The organism is Scytonema sp. HK-05, assembly GCF_963872035.1.
Classification (GTDB): domain Bacteria; phylum Cyanobacteriota; class Cyanobacteriia; order Cyanobacteriales; family Nostocaceae; genus Kalymmatonema.
In genome coordinates, this window is record NZ_CAWMYC010000035.1 from 117,225 (window position 1) to 135,348 (window position 18,124).

Below are 18,124 nucleotides of genomic sequence, written 5' to 3' on the forward strand. Positions count from 1 at the left end.
CTACGGAGTTTGAACTTATAGAGTTTTGGACTATCTTCTGCCTCGTTGCCTCTCAATTTGCAAATCATCTTCTTGTTCTTCAATAATCAGGTCAATACCTCTAACATCTCTAAAGATGATTTCGACACGGCGATCGCGCGCGTAATCAACAACATCCGTACCCCCTGGAACCTTCCTCTGGCTTTCGCCAAACGAGCGGATTGTCATCCGCTCTGGTGCGATACCCTTACGCAATAGATAATTTCTCACAGACAATGACCGTCTTCTACCCAATGCTTGGTTGTATGCGTCGCTGGCGCGGGGGTCTGTATGACCTTGTAATTCGATGACGATGTAAGGATATTGCTGCAAGACTTCTGCCACTCTATCAAGAACAGCCGCACTTTCCTGACTAATAAAGGATTTGTCTAGAGCAAAGTGAACGTTGCGCGGTACTCGTAGCCGGATAGGTTCGGGTGGTGCTGGTGGTTCAGGTGGTGCTGGTGGTTCAGGTGGCGCGGGGCGTGAAGTACACTGCGGAGGTAAAATCTGCTGTGGTTTGCCTGCTGGGGCGGAGTTGGGTGAAGTGCCTGTTGTGCCAATAAATGCGCCAACAGCGGGTTCAGAGGTGCCGTATCTGGGGTCGGTGGCGATCGCACTCACGATATCCCCAACTTGTAGATTTTCTACCGTCACGCTAAAATTACCCTTTTCATCCACCTTGGTTGTCGTTAGTGGAGTCGTTAGCGCGCCGTAACCTGGCTGATAAAGTGCCTGTTTTCCTGTTTGATAGTCGCTGAGGCGATAAATAGTAACCTCAGAATTGGGGTCAGCTTTTCCTTGTAATGTCACACTGTTACCAGCAGGAACAAACGTTCTTGTGGCGAATTCTGGAGCGTTAATGGCAGCATTGCCTGTATCCTGACGGCGGTTAGGGGAATTTCGCTTAGGATTGGGACCATCTCCCCGCTGAAAGTCATATACATCCTCCGGATCTCGTTCGGTGTTGAGGTCAATACTCAAGCCCTCGAGTGCAGCAAACCCGTTGTTTTGGATAATATTGCTCTTGGTATTGGGAAAAGCTGACACGACAACCCCAGGTCCCGTTTGATTGTCAATTTGATTACCTAAGACTTGATGGTTACTTCCCATCAGGTAAACTGCTGCTCGGCGCAAACGCCTGCCGTTGTAGGTAATCCGGTTATTTTGGATTCGCACATCTCCTTCTGGTTTAAATAAATACACACCAGCACCATCGTTGGCACAAATCAAGTTGCCTGTAATTTGGGACTTGTTAACGACACCTTCTATACGTAGGGCATCCGGCATTCCAGCAAGCCCATTACCAACAATGATGTTTTCGCTAACTAGCGTATTTTCACCACGTACTGAGGTAATAATAGCGCTCCCTTCGTGGTAATAAATACGGTTACGGCGAATTGTTGCCCCTTGGGAATTAAAAACGTAAATCCCGAAAGCCGATGTGTTATCGGGCAGTCTTTCATCAACCGTTAGCCCCAACCAGTTGTTTTCAATGACAACGTTTTTCGGGGGAACATCCCTGTTATAAAAAGGAAAGTCATCGTTGGGGGGTTGCTGTCTCTTGGTGTTGGGAGGTGGGAAACGGTGGGAAATGACAATATCCCCAGGCGGTGTCGTCAGCGTTACTGGCTTAGGAACGCCATCGTAAATCAGCAGGTTTCCGAGTTGCTGCTTGATCGGGCTAGCATTGAAGCCGTAAAGATTTAAGCCGCGAATGGTCACGCCATCTGCGACGACAGTCAAACCGCGAAAGATTTCTGTGTTTGGTGCAGGGGCGATCGCCACCAGCGGAATGGGAATGGCAATTTCAGCAGTTGCTGAAGTTGAAGCATCGTATCCAGGCTGAGTCGAACCATCTATGACTAATCCTGGAGATGCCAAATCTGGCAGTTGTTTCTGTAACTGGATAGCCGTCGCACCCGCAGGGAGATTAAACTCGATACGACTCCCTCCAGTCGTTGGTTGAACTTGTGCTTTTTCTGCACTGCTAAGTCGCTCAACTGGTAGCGTACCATTGACAACCTCAATTGCTTCGCGCAAAGTCAGTTGCTCATCAGCTTTGACATCACCATCTTGATTGCTGTTTACCACAACTCGGAAGGAGGAAGGGGATGAGGAGCCAGCGCCCTGCGGGGGTTCCCCCCGTTGAGGCGACTGGCGTGGAGATGAGGGGGGTAGTTGTTGTGAAACATTCCCGATTCCCGATTCCCGATTCCCCAATTTTGCTATCTGACTGAATGCAACATCTGAAGGTAGAAGGTAAAAGGTAACAGGAAGTAAATAAAAAATTTTCTCCTTAATTTTTCCTTTGTTCTTCCTTTTGTTAAAAGCACCCTGGAAATTGGGTAGCCAATGAACTTTCATGGACATGACTCACTCCTCTCCACCTCGGAAACCGGGAAAAGCCTGCTGTTTTCTGAGGCTGTTGATTAGCTGTAGGATTCTAGACTTTTGTGATTTGGTTTGCCCAAACGCTAGCGCTTGTGTCTGTTTCAGACTCTCGATGAGTTTGCTTTGAGGTGTCTGTGATTCAGTTACAGATGACGCTTGTGTTTGTTTCAGATGCGCAATGAGTTTGCTTTGGGGTGTTTTTGATTGGGTTCCAGGTTTTGCCTGAGATATTGGTGACACTTCAGACTCTTGCTGCTGTCTGGGTACAGGCTTTTGCAATCCAAAACCGCCCAAAAGCTCATTCAGCTTCAAGCTGATATTGAGGTAAAAACCACCCTCAGAACGGTAGCCAGTAAAATCGCGGTCATCCACACTGCCAAAGCTATAGCCCAAACCAATCCGTAAATCCGGTGTTAAATAATACCCACCTTCTACAGCAACTCCGAATTCATCGTAGTCAGTGCCGCTATTGGAGTTTTGACCAATCCAACGTCCTTCGACGGCTAAGTCAGTGCGATAACCCAGTCTGTAACTTGTCCGCAGTTGCGCTAAGTTGACACTACCGTCGTATCTCTCGCCATCTAAGAAGGTGACTCCATTACGGAGGGCATATTTGCCGTAGAATTCCCATCGCCAGTTAGGAGCGTAAATGGCTTCTGCGGAAAAGACATGACCTGTTGCCGTAGAGCCTGTGAGCTGAGTTTCCGGAATTGAGTCATAATTTTGACGCCATTCGTATTTCAGCAAGGCGTTGAACTTATCATTACTAGGGTCACGGTAAGCTAAACCAACTCTCAGGTTGGCTGTGTCTCCGAGTTCTTGGAATCTGACTCCTGAAACGTTAATACCGGCAGAAGTCGGCAGAAAGACATTTGCTTCACCCGCTTGTTGAAACCTGACTAACGCAGTTAAAGCGGGGGTGAGTTTACCCGCAGCAGCTGCTGAGATGACGAGGTTATTTCCTTCATCTCCGTCTCGATATTCAAATCGGGTGCTTGCTTGGAAATTGGGATTATCGGTGTATTCCAGTCCGAGGCTGTAAACAGAACCAGAAAACAGTCCTAGGGTAGAAGCTGATTGACCAATAGTATAGTATTGCTCGTACTGAGGACCCGCAGCAGTGCCGTTGAAGATATTTTTGAAGATGTATTCGTAACCGACGTTGGCGCGTAAGCCAGGAGCGATCGCCCACCTGTGATTTAGTCCCACAGCGCCTTGACCTTGTAAGCCGTTGTATCCTGATAGCACAGAATAACGACCTGTCAGAGCGGTATCTTCAGAAAACTTATGGTCAACAATCGTATCCAGGGTGGTGATCGAGTTGCCTCGGAGTAAGCTGGTGTCATCGTAAAACTGATGAGCCAATCGTAATGTCACACCTGGAAAGGCTTTCCAGTCCAGCCCTAAAGTCGTGCGGTTGGGATACAGTGGGTCAGAGTCGCCCAAATTGAGTTCATTTAGAGCCTGGAAAGTTAAAGTTTGAGTTAATGGCAGCTTCAGACGGGATACCAACTGATCGGCATCGCCATCAAAGCGATCGCTCACACGGTCCTCACGGGAACGGTTAACATAGCTCAAACTCAAATCAGCAGCGCCCAGCTTTTGTAGAATTCCCGCGCTGAAGGTTCTGAGTTCGTTGTTGACACTTTCACCAGGACGTGCTTGTGGCTGGGGATTGAATAAGTCAAAAAAGTCTACAATTCGACTCGGAGAGGTTCCATAGTTTTCTTCGTAGTCGTAAGCTGCTATCAAGCTTGTGGTGTCAGTTATCTTGGCAAGAGCCGACGCTCCGTAGCGCGTTTGTCCGGCGACAAAACTAAAGGTGGCATTGTTGGCGAAGCCTGGCTCAACTGCGCGGTAGTAGGCTGACGCTTGGAAACCACCAAAGTTACCAACAGCCTCTAGGCGGTAAGCATTACCATTGATTTCCCGACCAGTCACTAGGTCATTGTTAGAACGAGCAAATTCCCCGACAATCCTACCTGTATTGCCGAAAGATAGAAGGAAATCCGCTCCATACAGATGGAAATCTTGAGCGCCTTGGTCTTCGAGTAGGTAACTCGCACCGAGGAACGATTTGGTTTCCAGTGCTTGAGAGAAGTTGTATTGTAATCTTCCAGCATAAAGGCTGGAGTCTTCACCGCCTTCGTTTTGGTAGGTGACAACAACTCGCCTCACCAAAGAGCGATTAAACGGGTCGAGTTCCGTTGCAAAAATAGAACGGCGAAACAGAAGTGTACCGCGATCGTAGTCAATTTCGTAATCAGGACCGCGAAACAGTTGTTTACGCTCAATCACCGTCCCAGGACGATTGATTTCTTCTGCTTCCACATAAACGGTTTCACTCCCTGGAATCAGGAGACGTTTTGATAGGAAATAGTTACCACTGGTACCATTAGGTACAAAAGTATCCCGTTGGAAGCCCTCAATATTGTTGGCATACATCCCAGTGATCTGGAAGTTGCCTAAGTTGTAGTTTGCTTTAAAGCCGTGTAACTGCCGAGAAGTGGCAGTATATAGCTGGGATCCTCTGGCAAATTCTGCTGTGTTGTAATCCCCCCACATGAAGTAGTCTGGTTCTGCCCCCACTATGGAGGGTGTACGCTCAAAGCGAGCGTAAAAACTATCTATAGAGGGAGTGGTAGCAGTAGAAGTGGAACTATCGCCGTAGACGGGATAAGGTTGTTCGCAAAACTGAACACCACCAAACAAGCGGTTTCTACCTTCGCAGTCTTCGTTAATCGGGCGATAGCTATTAAACGCTCCTGTAAATAACCAATCCCCTACTTGACCAGTGGCGAAGACGGAAGCCTTGAAATCAACCGTTGTGCCATCATTTATTTTCTCTGGGTCAAGAAAATCCCGAAAACTCCCCCAATAATCAGTGCCACCTGCACCAATTCGCAAATTCACGACTCCTGTTACCAGTGATGGACGGAGATAAGTCGTAAATTCTACTTGGGTGTAAGCCTCAATTGGGGTCTTTTTGAAGTTGTTGAATACAGAAGTCTCTGTTTGTTGCTCAAATGGTGCATCTCCCAGAATCCCCAGTTGTCTGGGCGCTGGGGATTGTTTTCTAATACTGTCTACCGCTGCGCGAATGCGGACTTGTTGAGGTTTGATGTCTGATTGCAGTGTGGCAGTAAACTCACCACCCCGCGCCATCACCTGAAAACCACCTTGGTCTTTATCTTGGTCTGCTCCAACAAATTTCCCTGCACTCGTGGTCAAAGTTACCATCACATCTTCGCGGATGATTTGACCGTTTTCATCGGTTATTTGCCCAGAAAGCTGAATCGTAGAGCGCCCATCCGCTTGGACGCGCGGGTCGGCTACAGGTGCAATGTCAATTTTGACTTTGTTCTGGGTAATCGGTTGTGAAGGTAATAATGGCGCACTATTCCCCGTTGGAGGGGTTTGTGAAGTGGAGGGAGTCGGGGGAGTCGGGGAAGTAAGGGGAGATGAGGGAGATGAAGGAGATAAGGGAGATGAAGGAGATAAGGGAGATGAGGGAGATGAAGGAGATAAGGGAGATAAGGGAGATGAGGGAGATGGGGAAGCCGGGAAAGCTTCAATTGATTGGGACAAAAAGAATGATGAGGGAGATGAGGAATTGGGGAGTGCAGGAGACAACAAAGTAAATTCCTTCTTGTCCTTCTTGTGCTCTTTGTCCTCCTTGTGCTCCTTGTCCTCTTGTCCCTCTGCTTCCCCTAGTTGGAATGATGTCACTGTCTGCCCTTGATCTTCCGTTGGCGCACTGGCTAAAGCAGCGTTGGAGAACCTTGCCTCTGTGCCAACAAAAGAGGGTAAAGTGACTGCTATCAATGCTGGTAAAATGCCTGCACTCCCCTTAGTGACTAGGGAAAGGTACAAAATTTGGCTGTTGTCGGCACTGCCAATTTTTTTGGTAAATGTTTTTCCTAGCTTTCTTGTTTTCATCGCTTACCCTCTGAAAACGCCGGTGTAACCCCAAAATTCACCCTAACCATACTGCTGGGTGCTAATTTCACCAGGCGTGACTGGCTATTCTTTTCTATGAAGTACAAGTTAGGTGCCAGTGCGTAACCTGGTAAGCTACTCAAGTCCAGCGTTGCTGACCGATAACCAGAGATGACGTTTGGCAAGGAGAACAGACCCTTTGCATCGGTAACGATGCGATTGCCATCATCCATGTAAATAACGGCGTTTGGTATTCCCGGTTCGTTCGGTTGCTGTTCTCCGTCAAAGTTTTTATCGACAAACACCCGACCAATCAAGGTGCCACAATCAGACAAAATACCTGGTCGAATCCGCAACAGATAACTAGCTTGATTACTTGTCAAGTTCCCAGAACTGGCTTGTGCCAAGTTTCTTCCAGTTCCTCGAACCGCATCTGGTGTGACCTCGGCGGCGTAGACAACATTCAAAGTCTGGTTTGGTTGGAGTCCTTCTTGTGAGGTGATTGTCACCGTCCGATTTGAAGCAGTGTTCACCCTCAAAGGCACAGGTCTATCTCCTATAGAACCTTTAAGCGACTTGGAGACAAATCGTAAACCTAGAGGAAGTCTGTCTGTAATCGTCAAATTCGTTGTCGCCGAACGACCTGTATTTCTAATCGCCAGGCGATAAACGACTGTGTCGCCTGGTTCGGCTGCAGCTCTATCACCTGTTTTGATAATCTCCAACGCAGCTTGACCCGCTCTAAAAGTGACGGGATTAGAATTTACTCTTTGTGGGAGATTGTCTGCACCACCATTTGCAGTGTTTGAGATTACCCCTGTTTGAGCAACAGAAGGGATAATTTTATAGGTAAAAGCACCTAAAAAGGTAAAGGCTAAAAAGAGGCTCCTATGCCTCAGCCATGAGAATATAGATGTCATTGAAGGCATCAAGCAACAGCAGAAGTTTGTCTAACGTTTGGGTTTTCAACCAAACACGTTTAGGTTTTTAACCAAACAACATTAGAGTTGTCGCCAAATAAGAATTTGTATTCCAAAGCCCCTGATTTATTGAGGTCTAAAGCGAAGAAAAGGTTCTTAAGCGACAAGTCTGTTATTTTTCCTGTAACTTTCAAATTTCCTTGCTCCCAAAGCATCGTATCAGTAAAAGCCACCAAGGTTATCTGTACTTCCGTACAATTGCTGTTTCTTCACGATTCTTTTCACAAAATCTTTAAATATATATTTTCTGAAAGGAGCATATTTCAAAAAAATGTCAATGATCACCAAACTAACTTTTGCTATCACAGCAATTGCAGTTTTCGTTTTAAAAGATATATACATACCTCGAAATCAGGATTTCATTACAGAATATTGGGGCTTGTTTCAAAACAACACCACAGATGACCCTATGAAATCTGGTTTATGCAGGTATTACAGTGTCACGCCAACAAGTACATCAAAATGACTAAGCAAAACCGCACGTAGATGACTATTTTCTTCCGTATTTGCTCACATTTTGCTGAAAGCAGCTTGTTAATCTCTTGAGAGATTTACGCCTTATCTTTTGCTTTTGTAAGACAAGAGGCTGGCTATTGACCTGCTGTTGATACCATTGCATTTTTTTCATGATTATGCTTTGCAAAATATTGAATTTTTTACTACCAGAGCATAATTATGCAACATTATTGTGCAACATTTCCCTGTGCGAATACACAAGCTTCTGGCTTTATGGGGTTTAGCAGATGAACACTATTGATGATCCCCGTGAGATCTATTCACGCAGATATGATAGAACTATTTGTCCAGGAATTGCGTGAAAAACACGAAAACAACCCGCACAAAGAGTGCTATTTTCTGCTGTCCTAGCCAGATGTCAACAATCTGCCCAAATATATCTTCAAAAAACTAAATCCTAGAAGAATGGGCAACTCAAAGCAGCATGAATTAGGTGACTGGTAAAGCCCAGCATAAACCTAATTCATGCACAAGAGAATCATTAGATTTCTCAGTGAATAAATACGTTTTAGAAGAATAATACAGTAAACGGGAAACGATGCACCAGTTTGTTTAACCGAATCTTCATTTTTAGGCAACACATTAATAATATTATCTAGCGATTGGCTCTGCCACTGCGCTTTGCGCAATCGCCAAGGCGCGGACACTCCCGTCCCATCCCGCAAGGCGCGGCTTTCTCTAAAAGCTTCGCCCGAAGCAATCAAGGATATAAGAATTTATTTTCGGTCTTTTCCGTATCCGGGTCTTTACAGAAAAACATAAAACTTATAAAGAAATCACTTGTTAATCTTTGTTGTTTTCATAGACATTTCTGATTTATATGTCTGTTATCTCGTTGCAATTTGAAGCAGAAACTGGTTACACAGCAACTGGTGCTAAGCTTTGTCCAAGTATCTTGACTTTTTTGTATAAATATGACATCTAATAACGCTTGACACGCAAGAGAAAACATTTTACTTTTTCTGGAATCAAGAGCCACACTTGCTTTAAAAATACAAAATATTATCGTGGCAGATATCACCTTGATAATTCCAGAATAACAGCGCTTCAATTCACATTGCGCTTGTAAAAAAAGCACAATTTTATAGGCTTGTCAATAGCCTAGAATCAATAGCTGTTTGTTCAGAGCGTGTTAACTGTTAAATGTTGACACTTTTAATACGTATCGTCGTATTCTGGTGCTTCAACTCGTCTGACTTCACTACGAGGAGGCAGAAACTCAGCGCGACGTACGGGAGCCAAGGGCGGAGTAGGACCGTTATAGGGATGAATAACTTGTACAGTACGAGTGGGACGGTCTTTTGGTGAAAACAAAGCCAAGACACCAGCGACCACAATGCCACCGCCTATCGTCAGAGTTATGCCTCCCACCGCCCAAACAACGGGAGAAGACCACCAGCGATTTTCAGACTGCTGCTGCAACTGAGCTGCATTTTGGTTCTGCTGCTGATTTAATTGAACTTGGTAGTTGTAAACTTGCTGAAGTTGGGACTGGAGTTGTTGGACTTGAGTTTTGAGATTATTGTTTTCGTTCTTAAGTCCCTCATTTTCCAATCTGAAGCGTTCCATTTGCACGCGCTCTTCAGTATTTGGGCTGACTGGCGCTGGATTAGGATATGGTTGCCCAGGATAAGTCGCAGTTGGCGGCATCACTGCTGGAGGCGCTACCACAGTCGTTGGTAATTGTGAGGTAACTGTATAGTTAGGTTGTAGGGAACTCCCTCCTGCCCCCTTAAGTAACACCAGAGCCGCCAGTCCAGCTACGGCAACTCCACCTATAAATGCCATGCTCTCACTCATCGCCTTTTCCCCTAAAATGCGACGAAACTACAGCTCTTGCTGCCTGACACTCTCTCACACTCATAAAAATCATAAAATTTATGACCTACTTGTTTTCACATAATACCTAAACGTTTAGTGGCGGTATAAGGCAGTTTTTTACCGCTAGATATGTGCTTTATATATTCAAGACGATATTGGTTAAATTGTCTACCAAGTAAGGTAAGAAAACTTCGGTGTTACAGTTTCTTAATCTACCTCCTTTGATGGAGCAAGCTAAGTAATTAGGCTTATATTTAAGTTGTAGTCATGGCTGCTTGAGACTTTGACAAAATTCAACAGATGGGATTTGGTCCGTGTTGGGGTGTGTATGATTGCTAAACGTTTGACAAAAGCACTGCCTACTATAACTGCATCTGCTCTCCAACCTCCTACCTGACGGGCTTGTTCTGGTTGGGAAATACCAAAGCCTACACCAATCGGCTTAACAGTAAGACCACGAATGTGGTTTTTGAAAATCTGGTACTTGCGCTTGTTTGAAAGCGATCGCACTCCCGTGCCCGGCGTAGCAGCGATCGCAAACTGCGAGTCGTCGCTTGCACCATTTCCAGCACCTTCTCCAACGTTGTTAAGGGTTGGAGAAGGTGCTGCTGTTGACTAACCCTACTCCTTATTCCCTACTCGACGAGCTTGTTCTATTTCGGCTTGAATTTTCGCGAGTTCTTCGGGAGTGAGCTCTTCCAAGCGCTTCTGGAAGTAGGCTTGCTCATATTGTTCGCGTTGTTTGTGGTAGGTCATTTTTTTTCCCACTGCACGGAAACCATAGCTTAGCAACCAGCCAATCAACCCAACAAATAATAAAACTTGGCTCCAAGTACCAGCTTCCAAGTTATCTACGCCTACTAGTCGCAGTAAGACATATGCCGAGCCGCCGGCAACAAAAATTCCCAAGCCAATTCCGATAGCGTCAATGCGTCGCATGAGAGTTATGACCTACCAATTTCGTTAGACTTCAATTTGTCGCCGTCTGGGCCGCAAGTTCACAAACGGCGATAGGAGCAACAAACCCGGAAAAAAGAAGAATACCAAAAAGTACATAAAGGCACGTTCCACAGAGCTAGCCACATACCAGCGTAGGTTTAAGTAAAACAGGACGGCGGCTGGTACCACCAGAAGATAAGCTCCAGCCAAACTCAGATACAGTAGCGCTACAACCATAATTTCTTGGTTCTTAAGTAGAAAAGACCTGTTGGTGCTGTTTCCCATCATAGGCTGAATGCCTAGGCTCTTGAAAGCGTTATTGCCCCCATGAAGATTAAATAATAAACATAGAAAAAATTGCTTCACCTGCCTTATATTTTTGGCTGTATTTTCTAAATATGATGCTATAATAAACAACCAGTGCTACAAAACACAAGAAATGAGTGCTTGAGTAAGCATCTGTAAAGGTGCGACAAAAAAAATGTAAGACGCAAGTCAGGCAGGACACTTGGTTAGGGGCATTCCCCGAATTCAGCAAAGTGTCCGTGAAAGCTAAAAGCGCAGTTTCATCTCAAGAATCTCAAATTTTCCAGCAAAAAGTGCAAAATTGGACAAAAAACACATTTAATGCTGGAATAGATGAGGAGGTTATTTGTTACCTCCACAAAACAAGTGACTCCTAAATAAGTTAGGGGGTGTGGCGGAATGGTAGACGCTACGGACTTAGATAACTGAGCCTTGATGGAGAAATCCGCCAAGTGACCGCTCTCAAACTCAGGGAAACCTAAATCTGGTAACAGACATGGCAATCCTGAGCCAAGCCGAAAAAAGAAAGATAGAAGACAGAAGATAAAAGATAGAAAGTTTTATTCTTTCTTGACTCTTCTCAATCTTGACTCTTTTTAAGGAAGGTGCAGAGGCCCGACGGGAGCTACCCTAACGTAAAGTCGAGGGTAAAGGGAGGGTCCAATTCTCAAAGCCTGATTGGGTAAATTAACCTGTAAGGCAGTAGTGAAAGCTGCGGGAGAATGAAAATCCGTTGACCGTAAAAGGTCGTGAGGGTTCAAGTCCCTCCACCCCCACTAAAAAAATTCACGCATTCACGCATTCAGAATTCAAAAGGAATTTAAGAAGAAAATGGTGCTGGTTTCTTAAAGGTTAGGACTGAAGACGCCGTTCGTCGAGCCAAGCTAAGCCAGCACCAGTAGTTTCAGCGAGAATGCTCACCAGACGATACAGACCAGTTGCACTGATCACCACTGCAGTAGGAAAGTGCTGCTGTAAGAGTGCGATCGCAGTGGCTTCAAACACACCCAAGCCACCAGGTGCGCCTGGAACCACTAACCCCAGCAACCACGCGAAACTAAAAGCACCAAGCAATAAAGGAATTTGACTCAAGTTCAAAGGACTCAAGGCAAACAAAGTTAACATAAACCCTGTACTGCGCAGTCCCAAAAAGCCTAATTCTCCTAGTAAAGGTCGCAGAGGATATTGTTCAAGACTTAAGGGAACTGCTTGCGGAGTATCGTTCGTAGACTTTTTTGCCTTTATGCGCCCCAGTAGGCGAGTTGCTCTATTCAAAAACTTGGGATGGAGAACACATAGCACTCCGAGCAAACCCAGTAGTTGTACTATGAGCAGGATGATGGTGGTTTTCTCAGCCATAAATTGGCTGCCGACTAGGACAATAATTAAAGCAGCTGCTGCCATCAGTAGAGGTTCTAGCAATACACTGAGAGTCGCTGCGCCAGTAGAAACATTTGCATTTTTTGCAGCCACAATTCTTCCGTAGTAATGCCAAATATTACCAGGTATATACTTGGCAATATTTGTTTTTAGGTAAACTTGAATAAATTCTGAAGAGTTAACAGGTTGATTTAATTCTTTGAGAACCCAAGTCCATACCCAACCTGCCCAAGTGTGTGCGAGTAAAGTGATACCTGTGGCGATCAAAAGAATTGCCCATCCTACTGCATCAATATGGATGGTAGTCACTTCTTGCCAGTTATCCTTAAGGGCTTTTGCCAAAAAAAACAACGTCCCACCTAAAATTACCCACCGTAAAATTTTCTTCATCTTTTTAGTGATTTCACTTATAAATTTGCTGAATAACTAAATACATCAAATCATAGAGTACATCAGCCTTATACTCCAATATCTTCGGCAAAAATTACTAAGCAAGAGTTCCATTTCTGTATCTGTTTTGACTGAACACCATCATTAAGTATGAACAGTTAAATTTTTGCATCAATTAAAAAGTTATATTTACTAATAAGTTTTTTCTCTATTTTTTAAGTTTTGTAAATATACAAGGTAGTGTATGAGTGTATAATTTGGCATTTATTTTATCTTCTAAAAATTAGCTTAAATAAATATAGTCAAAAGTATTAAAATGGTAAGATTATTATTTTTTAACAAGTTAATTGCGTTAGCATAAATTAATAACTAAATATTCATATACTACTTAAAGCAAGCAGAATCGACTTAAGTAAATTAAAAGTTAATTATAGTAACTTATATCTCTCTAAAGTTAGATAGTAACAGTCAAAAACTGCTAATCAAAATGTGACCTTTGCTAGAGGCATTGTTTGCTCTTGGCTTTGTAGTCTTAGGAATTGTTGGTCAAATATTAGAAAATTCAAGCAAGCAAAAGTATGATGATGCCTTAGCTGGTAAACAGAACCATACAAAGCTGTTAAGCGAGAATTTTGCTTGTTGAAAATATTTTTCTTGTTTGTTGTTGATTAGGAGGAATCGGTGAACAGTTTAACTTCTTTTATAAAAAAACTGCGTCTACGTCAATTTCTGACTGTATTTTTCGCTGGGCTATTGTTGATAGTAAGCACGGCTTGTGGTAATGCAGCTAATACTCAAGGTGCAAATCCAAATAATCCTGCTGTGCAAGCTGGCGGTGCAAATAATCCCTATAAAGGTGGTGGGGACAAGTATACAAACGAGAAGATGTCCAAGTCTGGACTCGACCAAACTAGCTTACTGCTAGATCCACAATTACTAGTAGCCACAGCTGTTAATAAAGAAGGGAAACTTTACCCTGGCGCTGAAACACCAGAAGGCAGAGCATACGTAGAATCAGAATTGCCCATCAAAACTGAGAAAAACATAGAGAAGCCGGAACCGGGTGGTTTAATTCAGCGTGAGGGAGATGTTGGCGAACGAATTCAAGACAGACTTGAAACTGTTGGGAAAGCATTTCAGGATGCTTCAGGGTTTTTGAAAGATAAGGCAGAAGAAGCATCTGCAAGACCAGAATTGCAAAAGAATCCAGCCGTGGGTAAATAGAAACTGTTTTTTGGATTCCGGATTTGAAGTAAATCCAAGACACAAAAATACCAAGTTAGTTCTTGGTTAACGTTTGACTTTGTCATACAAACACAAGGAGTCGCACTGTGAAAAAAGCCATTGCTTTGTTAAAAAACATCCGCCCGCTCAAAGTTTTAACAGCTTTTATGGCAGGAATGATCCTGTTTTTTACACAAGCTTGCAATTCTGTAGCTGCAACAACGCCTAGTCAAACTGCACCTCGTCAAACTATACCTCGTCAAACTATAGGAGAGGAGCAACATGCAGCCCCTAATTCTGAACTGTATGTTCCCAAAGGTGATAACATCCTTTCTCCCAACGAAGGTGGGATGAACAATTTCAGTGATGTAGACCCCAGAAGACAGGGAGCCCAGGTAAAAGCCAAAGCTGAGGCTCTGAAGCAAAATGCTGAACAAAACGTCATTGACGAAACAGCCAACATCGGAGAAACCACCCGCCGCATCCTGGATAAGAAAGGGGACAACGTTGAACAAATAGGCAAGAATCTGCAGCAAAATGCTCAAGAAACAGCAGACAAAGCCAAGAGCAGCGCGACTGATTTTGCACGGGGAACCAGCAAAGGCATTGAAAATATCAAAGACAACACCAGCGATGCTGCTAAGGGCGCGGCAAGAAATGCTCAGGGTGCAGCGGACGATGCAAAGTTCAATGCTCAGCGCACTGCTGATAAGGTTGGTAGTGCCATCAAAGATGGTGTTGATTAGTTAATAATCAATCTACCTTTATGCGCCGCCAGACTAGAAGTCTGGGGCTATACGAACTAAGCCCGCCTACGCGGGCTTTTGAGTTATCGGTTTGTGCTTCCCCGCTTGTACAGCGGGCTTAGGCCTCAATGAGCAACTTGCATTACAAATATTTAAACATGGTGGTTTGTTATTCTGATAGCCATCTGCATAAGTGGTAAACACCAAGCCCTAATCCTGCTGCTGCTGCTACTGGAGCGGCGGCGGCAATAACTACACCTGCTGCCATACCACCTCCAACTACACCACCAATTGCAGCTAATCCAGAGGTGATTCCAGCAGCACTCACACCAGCAACACTTCCAGCTGCTGCAACTGCTCCAACGACTCCCGCAGTGCCAGCAACAGCACCAGCTGTTGTTGCGTTCCTTCCCATTTCACGAGCCATACGTTCATCGTCAGTTAAATATTTATCATCTCTTAATAGTTGATTCATACCCATTGTGGCGGCAACGGCGGGTGCCGCGCCAATTACACCAATACCTGCTAAAGCACCACCACCAACAGCTGCACCTACTGTAGCCAAACCTGACATAATTCCAGCACCGCTGGTAATTGCGACTCCTGCTGGCACTGTAGCAGCACCAACGGCAGCTATTGCCATTGCTGTACCCGTACTTCCTGCTGCACCTCCAGCGTAAGCTTCTGCACGATCAACTTGCTCACTCATGTGGATACCAGTCTTGCACCATCTGGCAAAGTGTTCACAATTATTACCAAACAGGTTGTAAACATTTTCCTTTAATCTGCTTTGAGCGCGTTGAATGACAACCTCTGGTGCATCACACATACCGTACTCCATCACCCTTACGCTTCTTCCTAATACAAAGGAATCCCATGAGGTACTGCTAATAATGCATTTGTACTCTTCTGTCTTTGTGTAATGTATAACTGTACCATCACCACAATCGATACCGTGATGGGTAAAAGCACCGCAGTTAACGTAAATGTGGTCGCCTCTTGTCATAACTGTTTCTCAAATATTCCTTGTCCAAATATCTTCTTTTTCAAAAAGAAATTGGTAAAGAAGCTTTAAAGAATAGTATAAAATTGCTACAAAAAATACATTAACTTTCGGAACTAGTTAAGTATTTTTGCTGGGGGGTAAAGTCAGGAAACCTGTCAGGCAATTGAAAGTAGAGACGTTGCAGTGCAACGTCTCTACAGCTATGAAATTGTCACAACTAACCCTCAACTGAATTGTATTTGGTTAGGGATGGAGTTGTATGTTTTTTGCGCGTACCAATTCTGTAGTGCTAGCCGCTGAATTTCTCGCCAAGGAATATTATGTTTTCGCGCCAGTTCTGCACAGTCTTCGTATTCTGGTTGCACGTTAGCTATCACTTTTTCGTTTCCTGATTCCGTCCAAGCTACCTTGACGCGCACAACACCATATTCAGTTTCTACTTGTTGAATTTCCCGTTGAAGAATAGCGCGTTGCTGAGTTGAACGACGAATTCCCAAAGTGGTGGTTTCACGAAATAAAACTGCTTCACAGTTATGTAGATTTTCTGGATGACAAATGACTGTCAGCAGAATTCCCGGACGGCATTTTTTCATACCTACAGATTGAGTGAACACATCCAAAGCACCAGCGGCAAATAATGCTTCAAACACATAACCTATTGCCTGCGGACTCAAGTCATCAATTTGGGTTTCTAAAACTGAGATAGTTTCCAAAGGGCTAGTATCACTGGCAACGAATGTTGTAGCAGATTTATCTGTAAAACCGACAGTTAATTTATCTGTTAAATTTGTTGCTTCACCTAGCCACAAGCGCAGAATATTGGGAAGTGGTAGATGAATTGAACCGGCACCCAGTCCTACTTGTTTAATGGTCATTGGCAGTGGAGAACCAAAGTCTACAGCAAGGGTTGTGGCGATCGCAGCTCCGGTTGGTGTCACCATTTCGCGTTCAATACCGTTACTATATACTGGACAAGCCCGCATTTCCCATAACTTCAAGACTGCTGGTACTGGTACTGCCATCTGACCGTGCGCCGCCCGCACTGTTCCCCCACCAGTTGGTAACGGTGAGCAGTACAGTAAAGGTAATCCTTTATCATTACTCTCGATACCCAACCAATCTAAACCCAAACAAGTGCCAACAATATCTACAATTGCATCAACAGCACCGACTTCATGAAAATGAACTTTTTCTGGTGCTACACCGTGTACTGCCCCTTCTGCTACTGCTAGTTGCCGAAATACTGCCAAACTCCAAGCTTCTGCTCGTGATGGCAACCCAGCTTTGAGAATCATCTGCTCGATTTCTGGCAAGTGGCGTCCGTGATGGTGACTGTGTTCGTGATCCTCGTGATGATTCACGTTTACTAAGTCCACATAAACTTTAGTAGCCTGTTGACCATTACGATGAACAAGTTCTGCTCTCAATTGATACTCATGCTCAATCCCTAAGGAGTTCAGTTTTTCTGTTAAATATTCTAAGGGAACACCTAGACTAACCACGGCTCCCAGACACATATCACCGGAAATACCTGTCGGACATTGAAGATAAGCAAATTTAGTCATAATTTAGTCAGTAGTTAGTTGTTAGTTGTTAATTGTAGAAACGTGCTGAATGAAAGCGTCTGTACATTCGTTTGTTGTCAAAAAGTACCACTAACCACTAACCTCCTCTCCCACTTTTATGGCAAAAATTTTCCAAGTCCATCCTGATAATCCCCAAGTCCGACGTATAGAGGAAATACAAGCAGCACTGCAACGTGGCGCAGTGATGCTTTACCCTACGGATACAGTTTATGCTATTGGTTGTGATTTAAATGCTAAATCAGCAGTAGAGCGAGTGCGGCAAATTAAACAGTTGGCAAATGATAAACCACTGACATTTTTATGTCCCTCGCTTTCTAATGTAACGACTTATGCTTATGTAAGTGATACAGCTTATCGGATGATGAAAAGCCTCATTCCAGGACCGTATACGTTTTTGCTACCTGCTACCAAGTTGGTGCCACGACTGGTGCAAAATCCCAAGCGGAAAACGACTGGAATTAGAGTACCAAATCATACCGTGTGTAAAGCTTTATTGTCAGCGCTGGCAAATCCGATTATTTCGACTTCGGCACATTTACCACCGGATGATGAAATAGATGATGATTCCAATGGGATACAACCACAACCTTACTTATCGCGAGTAGAGCTATTTGACCGTTTGGACAAATTGGTAGATGTAATTGTGGACACTGGTGAGGAACCGAAGTATGAAGTTTCTACCATTTTGGACTTAACAGGAGAAAGACCAATTATTGTGCGGCAGGGTTTAGGCTGGGAAAAAGCAGCAGCATGGGTATAAATATTAAACTACACACGCTCATCTGTCAATTTCGCAAAAAGAAAGCCACTGGCTCCAGTTTTCAGATTGTCATACCTACTACATTGGCAGGAGGTATGACTTAAATTGCGATAAACCTA

General features: G+C 44.3%; 15 protein-coding genes. 5 read left to right on the forward strand and 10 right to left on the reverse strand.

The genetic code is table 11. The features are described 5' to 3' along the window. Positions 1 to 30 precede the first annotated feature (30 nt). The 5 genes from AACT52_RS06670 to AACT52_RS41235 form a co-directional block, all read right to left on the reverse strand. The gene (locus tag AACT52_RS06670; RefSeq protein ID WP_073629860.1) at positions 31 to 2,391 is read right to left on the reverse strand and encodes an OmpA family protein; all 2,361 of its coding nucleotides are present in this window, start codon (positions 2,389 to 2,391) and stop codon (positions 31 to 33) included. A gap of 3 nt (positions 2,392 to 2,394) precedes the next feature. Further along, positions 2,395 to 6,351, reverse strand: coding sequence for a hypothetical protein (locus tag AACT52_RS06675; RefSeq protein ID WP_233153865.1), 3,957 nt, complete (start codon positions 6,349 to 6,351; stop codon positions 2,395 to 2,397). After that, positions 6,348 to 7,271, reverse strand: a complete 924-nt coding sequence (locus AACT52_RS06680; protein ID WP_073629949.1) for a DUF11 domain-containing protein — start codon at positions 7,269 to 7,271, stop codon at positions 6,348 to 6,350. The genes AACT52_RS06675 and AACT52_RS06680 overlap by 4 nt, the downstream gene beginning before the upstream one ends. A 1,731-nt stretch (positions 7,272 to 9,002) precedes the next feature. Continuing rightward, entirely contained in the window at positions 9,003 to 9,647 is a 645-nt protein-coding gene (locus AACT52_RS06685) for a heterocyst differentiation related protein (RefSeq protein WP_073629864.1), read from the reverse strand. Positions 9,648 to 9,902: 255 nt separating this feature from the next. Next, the gene (locus AACT52_RS41235) at positions 9,903 to 10,178 is read right to left on the reverse strand and encodes a tryptophan synthase subunit alpha (RefSeq protein WP_073629866.1); all 276 of its coding nucleotides are present in this window, start codon (positions 10,176 to 10,178) and stop codon (positions 9,903 to 9,905) included. Here AACT52_RS41235 and AACT52_RS06695 point away from each other — a divergent pair. After that, positions 10,138 to 10,287: a hypothetical protein gene (locus tag AACT52_RS06695; RefSeq protein ID WP_233153866.1), complete on the forward strand. Its 150-nt coding sequence runs from the start codon at positions 10,138 to 10,140 to the stop codon at positions 10,285 to 10,287. The genes AACT52_RS41235 and AACT52_RS06695 overlap by 41 nt on opposite strands. Positions 10,288 to 10,289: 2 nt before the next feature. Here AACT52_RS06695 and AACT52_RS06700 read toward each other — a convergent pair whose 3' ends face one another. The 3 genes from AACT52_RS06700 to AACT52_RS06710 all read right to left on the reverse strand — a co-directional run bounded on the left by AACT52_RS06700 (position 10,290) and on the right by AACT52_RS06710 (position 12,683). Beyond that, positions 10,290 to 10,607: a DUF3007 family protein gene (locus AACT52_RS06700; RefSeq protein WP_073629868.1), complete on the reverse strand. Its 318-nt coding sequence runs from the start codon at positions 10,605 to 10,607 to the stop codon at positions 10,290 to 10,292. Between the two features lie 24 nt (positions 10,608 to 10,631). After that, a complete protein-coding gene (ndhL, locus tag AACT52_RS06705; protein WP_073629951.1) occupies positions 10,632 to 10,844 on the reverse strand; it encodes an NAD(P)H-quinone oxidoreductase subunit L in 213 nt (70 codons plus the stop codon). 921 nt (positions 10,845 to 11,765) lie between these two features. Then, complete coding sequence (locus AACT52_RS06710; protein ID WP_073629870.1) at positions 11,766 to 12,683, reverse strand: lysylphosphatidylglycerol synthase domain-containing protein; 918 nt, start codon at positions 12,681 to 12,683, stop codon at positions 11,766 to 11,768. A 496-nt stretch (positions 12,684 to 13,179) separates the two neighbouring features. Between AACT52_RS06710 and AACT52_RS06715 the strand changes: the two genes are divergently transcribed. The 3 genes from AACT52_RS06715 to AACT52_RS06725 all read left to right on the forward strand — a co-directional run bounded on the left by AACT52_RS06715 (position 13,180) and on the right by AACT52_RS06725 (position 14,653). Then, positions 13,180 to 13,326 carry a hypothetical protein gene (locus AACT52_RS06715; protein WP_158054574.1) on the forward strand — a complete coding sequence of 49 codons (147 nt, stop codon included), beginning with the start codon at positions 13,180 to 13,182 and terminating at the stop codon, positions 13,324 to 13,326. A gap of 38 nt (positions 13,327 to 13,364) precedes the next feature. Then, complete coding sequence (locus tag AACT52_RS06720; protein WP_073629872.1) at positions 13,365 to 13,907, forward strand: DUF6658 family protein; 543 nt, start codon at positions 13,365 to 13,367, stop codon at positions 13,905 to 13,907. 107 nt (positions 13,908 to 14,014) lie between these two features. Beyond that, entirely contained in the window at positions 14,015 to 14,653 is a 639-nt protein-coding gene (locus AACT52_RS06725) for a hypothetical protein (protein WP_073629874.1), read from the forward strand. Positions 14,654 to 14,822: 169 nt separating this feature from the next. Here the strand turns inward: AACT52_RS06725 and AACT52_RS06730 are convergent, their stop codons facing one another. Together AACT52_RS06730 and larC are read right to left on the reverse strand one after the other, a co-directional pair. Further along, positions 14,823 to 15,659, reverse strand: a complete 837-nt coding sequence (locus tag AACT52_RS06730; protein ID WP_073629876.1) for a lecithin retinol acyltransferase family protein — start codon at positions 15,657 to 15,659, stop codon at positions 14,823 to 14,825. A gap of 224 nt (positions 15,660 to 15,883) precedes the next feature. Continuing rightward, the gene (gene larC / locus AACT52_RS06735) at positions 15,884 to 17,224 is read right to left on the reverse strand and encodes a nickel pincer cofactor biosynthesis protein LarC (protein WP_073629878.1); all 1,341 of its coding nucleotides are present in this window, start codon (positions 17,222 to 17,224) and stop codon (positions 15,884 to 15,886) included. Between the two features lie 118 nt (positions 17,225 to 17,342). On the opposite strand from larC, the gene AACT52_RS06740 reads away from it, so the two are divergent. Next, on the forward strand, positions 17,343 to 18,005 hold the full coding sequence (locus tag AACT52_RS06740; RefSeq protein WP_073629880.1) for an L-threonylcarbamoyladenylate synthase: 663 nt from the start codon (positions 17,343 to 17,345) through the stop codon (positions 18,003 to 18,005). Positions 18,006 to 18,124 lie beyond the last annotated feature (119 nt).